The following is a 17,828-nucleotide window of genomic DNA, read 5'->3' on the forward strand; positions in this document are numbered from 1 at the left end:
TTGCGGGAGTCACGCGTTGCACCCTCTAAGGGTGCCATGTCGCGCCGATCCTGGCATGCGGACCGGCACGCCACAACCGCTTTGAGAGATATGTCGAGATCGGGACCACTGCCTTCCGGGATGGGGCAGCAGCTGCGGAGGAGAAGCGCCGCCGCCAACGCTGTCCGGCGACACTCGTTCCCGGTCGTCAACGAGACGAGCGCCGGCGGCGTGGTCGTATCCGCGCAGGAGGGGTGGGCCTACGTCGTCGTCATAGCGCGGCGCAATCGCGCCGGCCGCCTGGAGTGGTGCCTGCCGAAGGGGCATCTGGAGGGAGCCGAGACCGCCGAGGAGGCGGCCACGCGCGAAGTCTACGAGGAGACGGGGATAACGGCCCGAGTCCTGCGCCACCTCGCTAGTATCGACTACTGGTTTTCGGGCACGGACCGACGAGTCCACAAGATCGTCCACCACTTCCTCATGGAAGAGCTGGCCGGAGAACTGACAACCCAGAACGATCCCGACCAGGAGGCGGAGAGAGTCGAGTGGATACGCATGGACAGAGTCGGCTCGCGTTTGGCCTACCCGAACGAGCGCAGGATCGTCAGCGTCGCTCGAGACATCCTCTCGGGTCGTGATTGACATGCGTCGATTCACCGCTTCCAGGCCCACGCGCCGCACACGGTCGCTGACCCTGCTGATCCTGGGATTCTCGATGATCTTGGCCTGCGCGACCCCGGGCGGAACAGTCCAGGCGGATCAACGGCGGCGCACCCCGCACGTCTCGGCCCTCCTTCCCGGAACCGGCGGGCAGACCCCCCGCGCGGCGGCCGAGCGGACCTCCGGAACCGAGGACTCGGCCGGACTCCCCCAGTCAGGGAAGGCCAACGCCCCGCGAGTGACGATCACCTCCGTGGGCGACCCGGTCCTCAAGCCGGGCGCCGACCTGACGGTGACGGCTCGCATCTCCAATCCGGGCAAGCGGGAGGTGACGCTCGCGGGGGCGACGCTGGCGGGGCAAGCGTCCGTTCCGGCGTCGCGCAACCAGCTTCTGGCCTTCATACGCGGAGGAGGGGGAAGCGCGGCGACCCTCGCCGAGGACCGCAGGTCGCAGGTCGTCCCTCCCGGAGGCGCCGTGGACGTGTCCTTCACCGTTCCGCGTGCGGGGCTCGCGTGGACGGACACGCCGTCCACCTGGGGGCCGCACGGAGTGGCGGTGTCCGCGCTGATCGACGGGAATGAGTATTCGGACCGGTCGGTGGTCGTCGTCGCTCCCTCGTCGGAGGTCAAACGGATGCAGACATCGGTCGTCGTCCCCGTCACGGCGTCCACGGCCGAGCTGTCGACAGCCCGATCCATCGACCAGGCCCTCAGCAGGAACGGCGAGAACGAAGCGGAGGAGGCTTCCAGACGAGTGGCCAACACGCTCTCGGCGCTGTCGACGCCGGGCGTCACGGCGTTCGTCGACCCTCTCCTCGTCGAGTCCGGCCGCGGCGCTCCGACCGCGGCGCTGAGGTCCTTCGCGGCGACGGCGGGCGCCCAGCTCCTCCTGACCCCTCCGGGCGACGGCGATCTGGCGGCTGTGGCCCACGCCTGCCAGGCGGCCGGGCAACTGACGCAGTGCTCGGCGGCGTCCTTCGCAACCGGTAAGGCCCGCGCACAGTCGATCGCGGCGAAGCTGGCCTCCGAGCTGTCGATCCCACTGCCGCGCACCGACGTCTCGCTCCTGGCGCCCGGCCCCGACGCGACGCTCGTCAAGGCGCTCGCAGCCTCGGGCATCACCGGCGTCGTGCTGCCCTCCAGCGAGATGCCCCTGGCGGACGGGACGTCGTCGAGCGTGTCGGCGCTCTCGACCCTTCCCAGCGGAAAGGTCTCCGCCGTGACGAGCGACACCGCCATGAGCGCGGCGTTCGCGGGTTCGATGCCTTCCAGCGGCCAGGCCGACGCGACGCAGAAGGCGGGCTCCATGCCGGATATGGACCCTCTGCACTCGAGGCAGCTGGTGCTCGCGCTGTCCGCCGCCACATATCGCGAACGCCCCAACGACGCCCGGGCGACGGTGATCCAGGCCGACCGCCCGAGCCTGCCGTCGATCAGCCCGCACGACCCGGCGAGAGCGAAGAGCGGCAGCCCGCTCGACCCGAGCGCCATGCGGGGAACGGTCGAAGCGCTCATGGGTGCACCGTGGGTCGAGTCCGCCACGATCGACAAGGTGCTCGCCTCCACGCCTTCGAAGGTCAAACGGGAGGCTCTGGACGACACATCCAAGGCCGCCGGAGAGATCCAGCCTTCCCAACTCGGGCAGGTGGATTCGGCTCTCGCGCGTTTCACGTCGATCGGAGGAATCACCCAGACGCCCGAGCTGGTCACCACGCCGGCACGGGATCGCGGCTTCCAGCTGACTGCGAATGCATGGCGATCGGCGCCGGGGGCCCGATCGAAGGCTCTGAAGGCCTATTCCACCGAAGCCCGGGCGTTCGGCGAGGCGGTCAGCGCGAAGCCCTCCTCGACAGTCAACGTCATATCGCAGGAGACGGAGATCCCCCTCGACATCTCGAATTCCCTGCCGGTGCCCGTCACCGTCACCGTCGCCCTGGAGACGAAGGATCAGCGCCTGAAGATGACGAAGGCCGTCACCGCGACGCTCTCCGCCCATAACACGACGAAGGTCAGAGTCCCCGTCAAGGCACTGGGGTCGGGGAACATCACCGCGAAGGTGCGCATCCTCGACGGGAGCCTGCAGCCCCTCGGCTCGCCTCGGGCTCTGGAGGTGCGCGTGCGCGCCGACTGGGAGAACATCGGAACTTTGGTGTTCTGCCTGTTCTTCTTCACGCTCCTGATCATCGGCCTCGTCAGGTCGTTCCGCCGCGGGCGGCGGTCGTACCCCATCAGTCCGCTGGAGCATCGCCGCAAGTTGGGCCGGCATTCAACATAGTTTTTCGCCATGTGCCAGGTAGGATGGGCCGCAGTGGGTTCCCCCCGTTCCCCGCACGTCGCAGGCCGCGCACTTGGCAGGAAGGATTGACACGTGAACAGCTTCGTCGAGGCTGGTCAGCTGCTATCGGAACGCTATCGGCTCACCAGTCTTTTCCCCGAACAGCTTCCGTACAGCGGGATATCCGTGTGGAGTGCGATCGACACCCTTCTCGGCACGTCCCTCAGGCTCATCATACTCGACCCCGGCGCGCCGAACACCACCGAAGCCCTCGACTCCGCCCGCCGCAGCTCGCTCATCGACGACCCCCACGTCGTCCGCATCCTGTCCGTCGGGCAGGATGCATCGGCCTGCTACATCGCCACCGAAGTTCCCCTGGGAACGCCGCTTTCCCATTTCCTCCACGGCACGCCTTTCTCTCCGGAGCAGGCGCACGCGCTGTCCGGCGAGATCGCCTCGGCGCTCAACTCGGCCCGCTCTCGCGGCGTCCGCCACCTCCAACTGACGTCCCAGCAGGTGCGCGTCGGGGTCCTCGGCGAGGTCTTCATCGACGGCCTGGGGGTCGACGCCGCCTTGGCCGGGATGCACACCGATTCGATGGAGACGGCTCAGGCCGACAGGATCGAGGCCCGTGGGCTGAGCCTCCTCCTCGCCTGCCTGCTGACCGGCCAGCCGGGGGGCAAGCCCGAAGCCCTGCTCCGCGGCGTCGCCGACAACGACCGGCTTCCCGAACAGCTGCGCAATGTGTGCGCACGCGAACTCAAAGGGGTGGGGGCGCTTTCGCCCAGCGACTTCGTCCGGGAGCTCGCCCCCTGGGGCGTCATCTCACCAGGGGCATTCCCGCAGCCCGTCGGCGGCGCCTCGGCGCCGCCGAGCTCGCAGGGCGCGGCCTCCGGGCCGGCGGGAGCGGCGCCGTCGACTGGACCGGCCCCGCAGAGACCTCCCGCGCACGACCCGTCTGCCGGCGGCGCATTCCCAGCGAACGCACCGACTCCGCCGGGAATGCCGGGAGCCGCCGAGCCCGGGGCTCAGCCGCCGGCTCCCGCATGGAATCCGGCGGGCGCAGCGACGGGTCATCGCCGCCCGATGGTGGATCCGCTCTCGGAACACGCCATCGCCCCGAGCGGGATGAACCCGGCGTGGGTGGGGCTGGACCAGTTCGCCGAAGAGCACCCCGAAGCCATCGATCCTTCCGCCACTGCCATCTTCACTCCCGAGGACTTCGAATCCGCGAGCCATCACTACTCGGATCCTCGTCTGGACGTCGATGCGCCGGGACAGGCCGACGCCCCGAAATACGAGGCCTCCGGTCGCACTCCGCCCTCCGGCCAGGCGTCGACGGGGCCACAGGGCCGCCCTGAGTCCGCGCTCACTCCGGCGGAGCCAGACTCCGAGCAGAGGCTCGGGGCCGACGACGCCTCGGCCCCGAGCGCCTCCAGCGGCGGCACTGAAAAGGGCCGCTCCGCGGAGAACGGCACATCCGAACCGGGCGGCGGCCCAGCCCTCGTCGTGCCGGCCGCCGAGCCGTCTGAAGCCGCGGCTGAAACGGGGGAGGCGAGCACCCGCGAGACGCCCGCCGACAATGTGGCCGAAGGCCGCGACGGCGCGGCCGATGCCCCGGGGGCGTCTGCCGCCGATGACGCAGCGCCCGCTGCCTCGACATCCCCGACGCCGGATCCCGCCGAAGCCGGTGCATCCCAACCGGCGGACGACGCAGCATCCCCCGCAGCCGGGTCCGACCCGAGGGCCTCGGAGACCGTCGCGCTCCCGTCGGCGGCCTCCGGCGGCCGTCCGCAAGACGAGCAGGCCGCCCGGTCCGCGGGCGGACCGATGCCCGAATCCATACTCCCCGCCAGAGCTTCCGGGTCCGCGAGTCCGAACGCCGAGGATGCCGCCGCGGGCACCACCCCGCCAAACGCCATTCCGCCAAGCATCACCCTGCCAAACGCCATTCCGCCAGGCGCCGTCCCGCCAACCGGACCGCAGGTCGCCGCCCGCCGGCCGGGCCCGGCCGGCGGAAACCCACCGCCCCCGCCCACACCGGGGGCGCCTTCCGCCGGCCGGGCGCGCCCCGTGAACGCCGAGGCGAAGAAGCTATACGACCCCTCGAAGGTCGCGGTGATGGGCGCAGCCATCCTCGTCGTCGTCGGCGCGATATGGAGCCTCCTCACGTTCTGCGCCCCGACGAACGTCCCTCCCGCGAAGCCGGCGGCCGGCGCCCCCACCACCAAGGTCGTCCCGGAGAAGGACAAGAAGGAGAGCAAGCCCACCGCGACCAAGAAGGGCAAGGAGTCCTCCAAAAAGGAGGATGAGAACTTGCCCTCTCCCCAGGTGGAGAGCGCCACGCTCCTCAATCCGCAGGCGGCCGACTTCGATCCGTCCAACACCCGTTCGCAAGACAGCCCGCAGACGGTGAAGAACGTGGTCGACGGCAACGCGGCGACCATCTGGCGCTCCTGGTGGTATTCGAATCCCAACTTCGTCCGCAAGCAGGGCGTCGGCTTGGAGATCAAGCTGAAGGAGAAGGCGAAGGTCTCCTCAGTGGACATACAGTCCGGCGCCGTCGGCGGCAATGTCCAATGGCGCAACACCAGCGCGGCCGCTCCGAACGCCGGCGACGTCATCGCCGAAAGCAGCATGTCGACTTCGATGACCCTCGAATCCGGCAAGCCCATCGCCACGGATACCGTCATCCTCTGGTTCAACCAGCTCCCGAAGAACAAAGCGCGTCAGAACCGCATCGAGATTTCCGAGATCACAGTGAAATAGGAGGCCTGAGCCAGCTTCCGGGTCAGTCGCCGCGTTGGCTCGAACGCTGGCCTGACTCGGAATCGGCCGACATCACGAATTCGACAAGGGAAACCTTCCCGAGAGGTCGCTTTCATGCAGCCTCTCAGTCGCCTTGATGCGTGGTGCAGTCGCACCCGCGGAACGCCGATTCTCGATGTCCAACCGGGTCGCCTCCGGGCATTCGACGACGGCGCCGCCGCCCGTCCGCGGAGCACCGCCGCCGGGAATACTCACGGACGTGGAAAGCGTTCACTCGGAGCACTGCCGCGCCCCGCGGCCCGGATGAAAGGCCCACAATGACTGAAACTGAGAACATCCGCGACGTCGTCATCGTCGGTTCAGGCCCGGCGGGGTGGACTGCGGCGATCTACTCGGCCCGCGCTGGATTCGAACCCCTCGTTCTGGCAGGGACGCTGGAGGCCGGCGGCGCGCTCATGACGACCACGGAGGTCGAGAACTTCCCCGGCTGGCCCGAGGGCGTCCTCGGTCCCGACCTCATGGAGAGGCTTCAAACTCAGGCGGAGCGCTTCGGCGCGCAAGTCGAATACGAAGACGCCGTCGAGCTCGAACTGGACGGCGAGGTCAAGACGATCACCACCGAGTCGGGCGTGTACCGAGCCCGCGTGGTGATCCTGGCACTCGGTTCGGCCTACAGGAAGCTCAGATTGGACCGCGAGGCCGAATTCAGCGGAAAGGGCGTCTCGTACTGCGCCACCTGCGACGGCTTCTTCTTCAAGGGCAAGGAAATCGCCGTCGTGGGAGGCGGGGATTCGGCCGTCACCGAGGCCCTGTTCCTGGCCCGCTTCGGTTCGACTGTGCACGTCATCCATCGCCGCGGCGAACTGCGCGCCTCCAAGGTGATGGCCGACCGCCTCCTGGCCGAGCCGAACGTCGAGGTCCACTGGAACAAGGTCGTCACCGCGCTCCACGGCGAGGCGACCCTCGAGTCGGCGACTCTGACGGACACCGTCACGGGAGAGACTTCGACCCTTCCCGTGTCGGGACTGTTCGTCGCCATCGGCCACGATCCGCGCTCGGCCATCGTGCGCGGGGAGGTCGCGGTCGACGACGCGGGTTACATCCTCGTCGACGAGCCTTCGACCCGAACGAATGCACCCGGCGTCTTCGCTGCGGGCGACGTGGTCGATCACACGTACCGCCAAGCCGTCACCGCCGCCGGTTCGGGCTGCCGGGCCGCACTCGACGCGCAGTCCTACCTGGAGGGCCTGGCCTGAGAAGCGACGCTCGCGATACGGCAGCGTCGTCGTCCATGGCTCGATCGGCTCGCCATGCGCGGACGAGGCCGCAGTCACGGAAATCGTCGGAGGCCGGTAGGATCATATCGACATGACCGAAGCACCCGTGGCGGACGACACCCCTTTGCGCAAGGCGAGGGGCGCGTTCTTCACCCCCGCGCCGATAGCCGAGTTCATCACAGCCTGGGCGATCCGTTCGGCTGCGGACCGCGTGCTCGACCCGTCGTGCGGCGATGCGGCCTTCCTGGTTCCCGCGATCGAACGCCTGCGGAGCCTGGGGGCCGCCCGCCCGTCGGCGGAGGGTGTGGAGATCGACGGGCCGACGGCGTATGAGGCCCGGAACAGGGTGGCCGCCGCCGGAGGAACGGCGGGCATCCGGGTCAGCGATTTCTTCGACGTGGAGCCGGTGCGTGAGTGCGAGGCCGTCATCGGGAATCCGCCGTACATCCGCTACCAGGGGTTCAAGGGAGCTATGCGGGCGGCCGCGCGGTTGGCGGCACTTCAGGCGGGCGTGTCGATCTCCGCTCTGGCGTCCAGTTGGGCGCCCTTCGTCATCCACGCTTCGCAGTTCCTGGTGCCGGGCGGGCGTCTGGGATTCGTCCTGCCGGCGGAGCTGTTGAGCGTCAACTATGCGGCGCCCGTCCGCCGGTTCCTCTTTGAGAATTTCGGGTCGCTCGAACTCGTGCTGTTCGAACGGCAGGTCTTCGCCCAGGCCGAAGCCGACGTCGTCCTCCTCCTGGCGGAAGGCTTCGGGTCGTCGACGGGCACGGCCACCATCCGCCAAGTTCCCGGTGAACGGGACCTGGTCTCGCCGGATGCGGGGCTCCGCTGGCGTCCAGCCGATCCGGGAGGGAAATGGACCACCGTTCTCGTGCCGGCCGCGGCGGCGGAGGTGTCGGCGCGGCTCATCGACTCCGGCGGTTTTGCGCGGCTGGATTCGTGGGGGAGCACCCGGCTGGGAACGGTCACCGGCAACAACCGCTATTTCACTCTGTCGCCCGCCCGCGCAGGCGAATTGGGGCTCGGCGGGCGCGATCTCGTCCCCGTCAGCCCCGCGGGAAGCGCCCATCTTCGCGGTCTCGAGTTATCCGGGGAACGGTTCCTCTCCCTCGGGGCACAGGGGGAGAGCACTTGGCTGTTCCGTCCGGACGAACCCCTGTCGCGCGCCGCCGCGGCGTATGTCAGAACCGGCCACGACGCCGGAGTCGACCAAGCTTACAAATGTCGCGTGCGCACGCCCTGGTACCGGGTTCCCCTCCTCGACGCGCCTGACCTCTTCCTGACGTGCATGAACGCGGACACTCCACGCCTGGCGGCCAATGCGGCGGGTGTCCATCATCTCAATTCGGTGCACGGGGTGTATCTCGACGAGCGCGTCCGCCTCCTCGGGCGCGAACTGCTTCCCCTGGCAAGCCTCAACTCGGTGACACTCCTGAGCGCTGAGATGTCCGGACGCAGCTACGGCGGCGGGATCCTCAAGCTCGAACCCGGCGAAGCGGCGAGCTGGGCGATGCCGTCGTGCGGCCTAGTCGCCGATCGGGCGGATGCGCTGCGGGCAATCCGCAGCGAGGTCTCCCACGCATTGGCGAAGGGCGAGCTCCTCGGCGCCGTGCATCTCGTCGACGGAATCCTCCTCTCGGACTCCGGCATGCTCACCGATGCGGAGCTCGCCACAGTCCGCGACGCCTGGTCGTCCATGTCCGCTCGCCGAGCCCGCAGGGGACGTCGGCATGGCTAGGGACACACCGTTGGAGACCGCACCCGATCAGCTTCCCTCGCCGGAGCCCTACACAGCGCCTTCCTCCCATCCGGCGTCTCCGGCACACCCGCCGCTGTCGCGTTCTTCCGACCGGTCACGCGGATGGCTTCTGTTCGACGCCATCGTCGACCGCGCTTCGCAGACGACCACATCGCCATGGGTCCGAGACGACGGCAGGCTCGTCTACCGGCCCGACTTCGCCACGCTCGAACTCCTGCTGGGCGTCCCCCTTCGCCTGGGCGCGCCGACCACGTCGGGCGTGCCCGCATTGGCCCTGGACGTGTGGCTGGTCTACGAACTCCATCGTGCGGGCTTCGCCTCCGACGTCGTCTGGCCTCGCCCCTCCGAACCGAGGATTCTGCCGGGTCCGATCGCCGAGCTTGTCAAGTCGCTCCCCAAACGCGAATCCGAAGAGCTTCGGAGGCGTCTGGAAACGTCGAAGTCCTTGAGGAGCGCCGCACCTTCCGAGGCCCGCATCCTCGGCAAGAACTACGAGAAACAGGTGGATGTGCTGATGTCGCATTGGTCCACCGGGCCAGAGCTCATGATCTCCACTAAGCGCATGGATTCGAGCTTCGGCAAGAATGCGCCGAATCGCATCGAGGAAGCCTACGGCGACGCGAAGAACCTCCGCCTGCGCCATCCGCTGGCAGCGATCGGCTTCTTCTTCGGCATCCGTTCGACGGTCTTCTCACAAGCCCCGATGACGGCCGAATGGATCGTTGACCTCATGCAGAAGCTCAGTCGCGAGGACGACGCCTACGGTGCGACATGCCTTCTGCCTATGGAATACTCCGAATATGAAGGGGGCGCCGATCACGACGATGCAGGCGATCAGCCCGTCGAAGCCGTCCTCGAGCATCTGCCCGCAGTGACCGTGCGGGAAGACCTGGTCCCTGAGAACGTGCGCACGTCGGTTTTCCTCGGCCGAATGATCCAGCAGGTACTCTCAGCCACTCCGGTCACCCACCATGTGACCGTGCGAGAACGGATCAAGTCGGCGTCGCGGAAAGAGAAGTCGTAGGGATGGCCGATTCCGGAGAGTCTCGACGCCCCGCGTACGTTCTCGTCTTCGTCTCGGCACGCTGGTGCCAGATTTCCGCACCCATGAGGGTCATCGCCGGCGAGATACTGCGGGACTTGGCGGGACGCGACTTCGCGATCCGCGGCCTCGAAATCGACATCGACGAAGCCGAAGCCGCTCTCGCAGACCAGGCGTTCGACCGCCTCCGGCCTACTGGAGGTTCCTCAGCGGACCGGCCCCCGCATGGCCTCTTCGATCGACCCGCCTCTGCGACTTCCGGTTCGCACCAGGCAGTCTCGGCCGGCCTCGACCCGGTCGTCACCGCAGGGTTCGTCGATTCGATCGACTTCATTCCCATGCTCGTCCTCCTCCGCGAGGGAGGAACCGCCTCCGATCGCATGGCAACGGCCGCCGAAGGAACCGCGCCTGCCGCCGAAGCAGTGCACGACAGCACTGCCGTATCCATCGACACCGCCGCGTCCACCGGCGATGCCTCTTCGTTCCGCGAACTCGCCAGATTCGCCGGGCAACTGCCCAAGCTGCACATCCGTGCGGCTCTGCTCGCCGCACTCGCCGACGGCGTGTCTTAGAACGGCGCATCTCAGTCCTACAGCTCTTGGCCGGTCAAAAGCCGCCCCGTGAACGGAGAACCATAGTCTGTCCTGTGAACGGAGTCCTCGTGGTTCGGCGTCATCCTGGCCGAGGCACCTGAGTTCCCCGGCCGAAGGCCCCCGAGTTCGTCTTCTTCCCAGCACGCGCCCATGACCGGAGCCGAGGCGTGGCACACTTGAGTGTGGCCGCTGCCGCGAGCCGTCCAGTGGGATGCGCAACCGGCTCCGTCCCACCGAAACCGAATGCAGGAATGAAGGAGAGCGCGATGAGCGAACAACAGCGAGGCACGACCAGCACGACCCGTGCCGCTGCGGCCGGTACGCGCCTGGATCCTTGGTACAACACGTATGCGGATCGCGCTCTGGGAATGCGCCAGTCGGAGGTGCGTTCGCTTTTCGCCGTCGCCAATAGACCGGAAGTCGTCTCCTTGGCCGGAGGGATGCCCAATATCGAGGGGCTGCCGCTCGAGTTCCTCGCGGAGATGAGCGCACGTCTTCTGCGCGACCGAGGAACGTCGATCCTCCAATACGGCTCGGGGCAGGGCAACGCCGAATTGCGGGAGATGATCGCCGAGGTCATGCGGCCCGACGGCGTACGCGGCCATCCCGACGACATCACCGTCACCACCGGTTCGCAGCAGGCCCTCGACCTCATCTCCCAGGTCTTCGTCAACCCAGGCGACGTCGTCCTGGCCGAAGCCCCCTCGTACGTCGGCGCATTGGGGACCTTCCGGGCCTACCAGGCTAACGTCGTCCATGTGCCGATGGACGGCGACGGGCTCATTCCCGAAGAGCTCGAAGCGACGATCGAACACCTAGAAGGTGAGGGAAAACCAGTCAAATTCCTCTACACGATCCCCAACTTCCACAACCCCGCCGGGGTCTGCCTGTCTGCCGAACGTCGACGCCGGATCGTGAAGATCTGCTCGCGTCACCACATCCTCATCGTCGAGGACAACCCTTACGGTCTCCTCGGCTTCGACGGCGATCCCATCCCCGCCATCCAGTCCTTCAACCCCGACGGCGTCGTCTACCTCGGCTCGTTCTCCAAAACCTTCGCGCCGGGCTACCGCGTCGGCTGGGCGCTCGCACCGGCTGCGGTGACAGCCCGTCTGATTCTGGCCAACGAGAATGCGCTCCTCTGTCCGTCCACCTTCGCACAGCTGTCGATCAACGAGTATCTGCGCACATACGACTGGTACCAGCAAGTCAAGGAATACCGTGAAATGTATCGCGAGCGCGGTCGCGCGATGCAAGCCGCCTTAGAGGAATTCCTGCCGATGTGCACGTGGAACGCACCCGAAGGCGGCTTCTACACCTGGGTCAAGCTGCCGGAGGGACTCGATGCGCACGCCATGCTTCCGCGCGCGGTGACGAATCTCGTCGCCTACGTCTCCGGGACCGCCTTCTACGCCGACGGTCAAGGCCGCGACCACATGCGCTTGTCGTTCTGCTATCCGACGCCCGAACGCATCCGCGAGGGCGTGCGCCGCCTGTCGACGGTCGTGGCTGGCGAAGCCGAGCTCGTCGCGATGTTCGGCGTCCAGAACCGCGAGCACCCCCGGGGGAAGTTCAGTCAAATGTGAGGAGACCGCAACCGGACTCCTCACCGCCCGTATAATGTCTACCGTTCGTCCTGGTGATCCAGTCCGTCGACTCGGGAGGCTGTCCATGTCCGCTCCACTCACGGTTGCGATTCTCGCCGGGGGCTTGACGCACGAACGCGAGGTGTCCCTGCACTCGGGACGGCGCGTCGCGGCCGCGCTGCGCGAAGCGGGCATGTACGTCAAGATCTTCGACGTCGACGCGAACCTCCTGCAACGCCTTCACTCCATGGCTCCCGATATCGTGTGGCCGCTCATTCACGGAAGCACAGGGGAGGACGGTTCGCTTCAGGATCTTCTCGAACTGGCCGGCCATCCCTATGTCGGCACGGACCCAGCCTCCTGCAAGCTGGCGTCGGACAAGGCCATCGCAGCCGCCGTCCTGGCACGTGAGGGTGTCGCAATGCCCGACTCAGTGACGATCCCACAAAAGCTCTTCCGCGAGGTGGGTGTGGCACCGATTCTCGATCTGATCAAAGCGCGCTTCGGATTTCCCCTGGTGGTCAAACCGTCGCAGGGAGGTTCGGCGCTTGGAGTGACGATTGTCGAGGAATCGGCAGCCTTGCCCGGCGCGATGGTCGACTGCTACGCCTATGGCGAAGACGCTCGGATCGAAAAGTACATCGACGGGCGCGAGGTAGCGGTCGCGGTCATGGAGAGGGCCACAGAGTCTTCCTCCGCTGAGCCCCCGTCCACCGTACCTTCGTCATCTGCCACGTCTTCAGCGCTCGCTGAATCCTTGTCACCTACCGCATCACCCTCGCCCGCTGCGCCGTCTCCATCCACAGCAGCGACTTCAGCGCCGTCTCCATCCGCGGCATCAGATCCAGCTGCGACATATGAACAAGCTTCGTTCTGCCGGGCGCCAACCTCTCGGACCGGCGAACCCCATGCGCTTCCGCCCGTGGAGATCGTCACCGATGGCCCATACGATTTCGATGCGCGTTACAATGCCGGTCGCTCCGAGTACTTCGTCCCCGCCCGCCTGACGGACGAGGAGACATCCACAGTCAAATCAACCGCAGAGAGAGTGCACAGGATTCTCGGCTTACGGCATTTGTCACGCACAGACATCGTTCTCGACGGAGACGGCGTTCCCTGGGTGCTGGACGTCAACGTCGCCCCCGGTATGACGGAGACATCCCTTTTCCCGCAGGCCGCCGCAGCCGAAGCGCACAACCTCGGCACTACTGTAGACGATTTGTATACGAAGATTCTGCGTTCAGCCATAGATCGGTAATCCGAATGGCGTCGATTCGGCCGCTACAAGAGGATGGGATTCGTTTTTCAAACCTCTCGAATTCTCCTTTTCGTACCATGAGTTTGTTGTTCTGTGCTTTCGACGCTTATTCGGGGACATCAATACCCGCTTCACCCGGTGTTAAGACTCCGAGAATCCGATTGAGTTCGTCAATGGAAGCGAAATCGATTTTAATAGATCCACGTTTGGCGCCCATCTCCACCTTCACTCGCGTATCGAAGCGATCGGCGAGCCGGGTCGAAAGCTCTCCCAGTTCAGGCGCATAACGCTTGGTCCGTCGCCGGACAGGTCTCGGCGGCGTCTGCTCATCGCCAACTGCAACCAGCTCTTCCACCTGCCGCACAGAAAGGCCTTCGGCCACGATTCTATGGGCTATGCGCTCCATGGCCGCCGAATCGGACAGTCCCAATAGCGCACGCGCATGGCCAGCCGAAAGTCCTCCCGCGGCGACACGTCGCTGGACGAGAGGCGGCAATTTGAGAAGACGAAGCGTATTGGAGATTTGCGGGCGCGAACGTGCTATCCTCCGTGACAGCTCTTCCTGCGTGCACTGGAAGTCTTCAAGCAACTGCTGATAAGCCGCCGCCTCTTCAAGGGCATTGAGCTGGGTACGGTGGAGGTTTTCGAGCAATGCATCACGCAGAAGATCCTGATCTTGTGTATGCCGCACGATCGCGGGTACAGTGTCAATCCCCGCCAGCTCACAAGCACGCCAGCGCCGTTCACCCATGATGAGTTCATATCTGGCTTCGGGCTTATCGGCGATTGGCGCTTCAAGCGGTCGGACGATGACCGGTTGGAGTACCCCAACCTCCTTGATCGAAGCGGCGAGCTCGGCAAGCTCGTCTTCATCGAAGACCGTTCGTGGCTGTTTCGTGTTCGGGATTATTGCAGTCAATGGAAGCTCTGCGAACGTGGCCCCTGGCACCTCGACCAACCCGCCATCGGAATCATTCTCCAAAGCATCGTCCGCAGAAACGACATCGGGTTGGTTACCAGCGTTTGAACGATCGTTGGTTGTAGCGGCAGAAGCCGTTTGCTCTGAGTCGAAATCGTCCAGAGAATCAGATGCATCAGAGTCAGGATCGGAATCCAAACCATTGCCGGCATGCGAAGTCTCGGAATCCGCAATCCGGTCGGCTTCAGGATATTCCTCATGATTGTCGAAACGATCGTTCATGGTGTCCTCCGATTTCTCGAAGCTGTCAATGTCTGTCAGACTCTTCTCACGGCTTTCCCGATTGTCTTCCGGAAGGTGCGTTTCATTGATCTTCACAGGCATGCTGTCCGAAGGTTCAAGGCTGATCGATGATTCAACGTTCATAGAACTTTCGCTGTTTTCTGCTAAGGTGACAGCATCTTTCTCTTCTTGTTCTTCCTCAAGAAGTTCAACCTCGAGTTGTCGTCCAGCTTCGGTATCTTCATGAACAGCATGGTCCGGTTTCGATCGCTTTACCGCTTTCGATCGCTTTACCGCAATGCGAGACGACTCCTCCGACAAAACGACGACGCCATCTTGGTCAAAGGCCTTCCCATTTCCATTTCTTTTTGTCGACTTTTCCTCGGGTGAATTCGCTTTACTTTCAGATTGAGGAATTACAATTTCATTTTGTTTGTTTTCATCATGTTTTACATTAGTTTTTTGTTTTGTTTTCGAAGAAGGCTTTTCACGACTTTTCTTTGTTTCATCTATGCTTTTCCGGTTATTCTTTGTGTTATTGGTTGACTTCGTAGCAGAATCAGTAGTTCGATCAGTTTTGTTGCCCCGTTCCAGTAAGAACTTTTCCTCCAGAGGAACTTTTGACTTTTTCTCTTCGGAATTCCCCCCGAAGAATACGTCAATCGGGCGGTCTTTTACCTCTTTCTGTGAATTCGGAATAAGGGCTCCGATACCTTTACCTAAACCGCGTCTACGTTCCGCCATAGTGAAGTGACCCCTTACTCGGCTCTATCAGCCAGTTCGTGCGCCGCGGCTAGATAAGCAATGGCACCGCTGGAACGAGGTGCATAGGTAATCACGGTCTCGCCGTATGATGGTGATTCAGCAATGCGCACTGACCGAGGAATTTCAACAGATAGCGTTTCCTCAGGGAAGAAATCCCGCACATTTTCGGATACTTCAGCGCTGAGATTTGTGTTTTTCGAAGCCATAGTTAGAAGAATCGTGCTGACTCGAAGACCGGCGTTCCATCCATCGCGCGCTCCTTCTATAGTCCTCAAAAGTTGCGTGAGACCTTCGAGAGCATAGTACTCAGTTTGAACGGGAATTAGAACCTCATGAGCGGCGATCAGTGCATTGATTGGAAGTAGCGACATGCTTGGCGGACAGTCTATTATCACATAATCGAATCGTTCGCCTTGTTCCGCAAGTTCTTCTAAAGCAGGATACAGGGTTTCGCGTAAACGCGTACTTCGATCTGGTGCTTCCACCAGTTCGACATCGACAAGGGCAAGATTGATTGACGAAGGCGCAATGTACAATCCCGGCAGCTTTTTGGACTGTTGCAAAATCTCGAAAAAGGAAACCTCTCGAGTAAGGACATTGTACAGACCAAGAGTGTCTTCATTACGTTCTGCACCAAGCGCAGTAGACGCATTTCCCTGAGGATCGTCATCAATGACGAGAACGCGAAGTCCGCCCGAGGCAAGTGCCGCCGCAAGATTAACGGCACTGGTTGTTTTACCAACCCCTCCTTTCTGATTTGCCACCGCAATGATTCGCGTCTTAGTTGGAACCTTGAATTTGGCGTCACCGATAGACTCAAGGCGTTTCATATCCTCCGCGAGACTGCGGGCAAGAGGGGCGCCTTCACCGACCAGACGATCCCACTGATTCGGGTTCGGTCCAGCGTTAGACCCACTCGTTTTAGCCTTTTTCATGGGATCACTCACCTGAATTTCTCCTCTCATTGACCCTATTCTACGCAATACGAGCTGACAGAACCGATGAAATCGACCTCTGAAATTCGTTTCATTTGTCAATGCACACATCGATTCGTTTAATCGTAGCCTGTTTAAGGATCAGTGACATGCATAATGGTCACTCATTTATATTTTTGTTGTTTAGATTCGAATCATTATTCAAACATTCCATATGAATTGAATTTCCATTGCATTTAGCACCTAAAACTATTTCATTTTGTTGTCGCAATAGTACACAATGACATCTAATTGATCATAACACATGAAAAACAATGACTAAGTACCCATCAATTTGATTGTATTAACTTGATTTTCATTAATATCGCATTAGTTTTGAAATATTGGTACGACACTAGTCATATGTAATACGTTTATGTGCATCACACTTGCATGTTTCACGTGAAACACATAAATTCAAATTACGCTGACTGTCTTAACTCATTTAAATCGTTTCACGTAAAACGTTGCTACTTTATCAATGTCCCAATTCATAATGTCACTCAAATCAACCGACGCATCACAACCACGATCAACCATCAACTTATGAGTGTCATTTGGCGATTTGAAGAAAAAATATTTCCATACAAATTGTGTACGTAAAATATATTACAGAAGCTATTATGTCTGTCGTTAAAGAATGTCTACTATTGTTCAGTAAGCATCCTTGACGTAAATTTAGTAACGCAATCGTTTTCGTAGTTCAATACACTAATTAGCAACCACTTCACCTAAGTATATTGGTTGGTAGAATTAAAACGTTTCACGTGAAACGAGGGAATTGTACTTTGACAATCCTTTCAGTAAGGTAATCACTTAGAATTGGAAGTTTGTGTATCCTCTATAAAACTATTTATAATTGTTATTTGAATAATTATTGATACATGTTTAATACATCAATTCACTGACATGGCGTCATATGGACAAATTTGATTATTGTCACTTTGAATGCAGTGAACAACAATTGGTCAATATTAGTAAAGTATTTAACGTCCGGTATTTAAATTAGTTTCATCAACGAATTCATAAAATTAATTTACTGTATCCGTTTCACGTGAAACAAGTGTACTTAACTATTTCGTAAAAATTGAATTGTTGTATATCAATGCTATGAAAAGTGTCTAGTTATACATTGAATAATCGATTCAATAACTGACCGCAATTTCATTTAAACGTATATTACAATTGATAATTTGACAAAGCATTCAACACATTTCAACCATATAGTAATAGAATAGTATCTGTCAGTGATAACATAAATTTTCACCGAAAAGTTCCTAACTTTCGTCTAGCAGACACGACATCTCGAAGTTTCACGTGAAACAGAATAGTCATGAATAATTGCATAAATTTTGCTTGGTACAGGCAAACAGCAAACTACTGTTCGGCATTCCATCTGTAGTGTATGAAGTGGAATTTGGAATGGCAGACTGTAACTAACTATAATTATTCAGGCAATTTTGAATATGACCATCCAATCAAAACACTCTTCCGATTCCGTTTCACGTGAAACATCATAGATCTCACGGACATCTATTCTTAATCGGTCATGTACTACTGGATTAATGATGAACAATTCCTAATTGACCACGTCAAAGTAATTTACAAGACATTTTTCGAATTACGATTGTCAATAGACAATAGTGCAGAATTGTACAGATTCATTATATTTTGAATACTTACTGAACCT

Annotated in this window: 11 protein-coding genes; 9 read left to right on the forward strand and 2 right to left on the reverse strand. The window is 61.2% G+C overall.

The genetic code is table 11. The features are described from left to right. The first annotated feature begins 120 nt into the window (after positions 1 to 120). From HMPREF0043_RS00125 to HMPREF0043_RS11590, 9 genes are all read left to right on the forward strand, one after another. A complete protein-coding gene (locus HMPREF0043_RS00125; RefSeq protein ID WP_021600684.1) occupies positions 121 to 621 on the forward strand; it encodes an NUDIX hydrolase in 501 nt (166 codons plus the stop codon). Position 622: 1 nt separating this feature from the next. Further along, on the forward strand, positions 623 to 2,914 hold the full coding sequence (locus HMPREF0043_RS00130; protein ID WP_021600685.1) for a DUF6049 family protein: 2,292 nt from the start codon (positions 623 to 625) through the stop codon (positions 2,912 to 2,914). Between the two features lie 93 nt (positions 2,915 to 3,007). Continuing rightward, complete coding sequence (locus tag HMPREF0043_RS00135) at positions 3,008 to 5,683, forward strand: hypothetical protein (protein WP_021600686.1); 2,676 nt, start codon at positions 3,008 to 3,010, stop codon at positions 5,681 to 5,683. Between the two features lie 317 nt (positions 5,684 to 6,000). Continuing rightward, a complete protein-coding gene (gene trxB, locus HMPREF0043_RS00140) occupies positions 6,001 to 6,939 on the forward strand; it encodes a thioredoxin-disulfide reductase (protein WP_021600688.1) in 939 nt (312 codons plus the stop codon). 112 nt (positions 6,940 to 7,051) lie between these two features. Then, the gene (locus HMPREF0043_RS00145) at positions 7,052 to 8,698 is read left to right on the forward strand and encodes an N-6 DNA methylase (RefSeq protein WP_021600689.1); all 1,647 of its coding nucleotides are present in this window, start codon (positions 7,052 to 7,054) and stop codon (positions 8,696 to 8,698) included. Continuing rightward, positions 8,691 to 9,743, forward strand: coding sequence for a hypothetical protein (locus HMPREF0043_RS00150; RefSeq protein WP_021600690.1), 1,053 nt, complete (start codon positions 8,691 to 8,693; stop codon positions 9,741 to 9,743). Before HMPREF0043_RS00145 ends, HMPREF0043_RS00150 begins: the two co-directional genes overlap by 8 nt. Positions 9,744 to 9,745: 2 nt before the next feature. Further along, positions 9,746 to 10,333: a hypothetical protein gene (locus HMPREF0043_RS00155; protein ID WP_040317437.1), complete on the forward strand. Its 588-nt coding sequence runs from the start codon at positions 9,746 to 9,748 to the stop codon at positions 10,331 to 10,333. Positions 10,334 to 10,620: 287 nt separating this feature from the next. Next, a complete protein-coding gene (locus HMPREF0043_RS00160; protein WP_051317339.1) occupies positions 10,621 to 11,940 on the forward strand; it encodes an aminotransferase-like domain-containing protein in 1,320 nt (439 codons plus the stop codon). An 85-nt stretch (positions 11,941 to 12,025) separates the two neighbouring features. Beyond that, positions 12,026 to 13,198, forward strand: coding sequence for a D-alanine--D-alanine ligase family protein (locus tag HMPREF0043_RS11590; protein ID WP_232205949.1), 1,173 nt, complete (start codon positions 12,026 to 12,028; stop codon positions 13,196 to 13,198). A 106-nt stretch (positions 13,199 to 13,304) separates the two neighbouring features. On the opposite strand, the gene HMPREF0043_RS11885 is transcribed toward HMPREF0043_RS11590, so the two are convergent. Both HMPREF0043_RS11885 and HMPREF0043_RS00175 read right to left on the reverse strand, forming a co-directional pair. After that, complete coding sequence (locus tag HMPREF0043_RS11885) at positions 13,305 to 15,143, reverse strand: ParB/RepB/Spo0J family partition protein (RefSeq protein ID WP_021600696.1); 1,839 nt, start codon at positions 15,141 to 15,143, stop codon at positions 13,305 to 13,307. A gap of 14 nt (positions 15,144 to 15,157) precedes the next feature. Further along, positions 15,158 to 16,129, reverse strand: coding sequence for a ParA family protein (locus tag HMPREF0043_RS00175; RefSeq protein WP_232205951.1), 972 nt, complete (start codon positions 16,127 to 16,129; stop codon positions 15,158 to 15,160). Positions 16,130 to 17,828 lie beyond the last annotated feature (1,699 nt).

Origin of the sequence: Actinobaculum sp. oral taxon 183 str. F0552, assembly GCF_000466165.1 — a bacterium.
GTDB lineage: Bacteria > Actinomycetota > Actinomycetes > Actinomycetales > Actinomycetaceae > Peptidiphaga.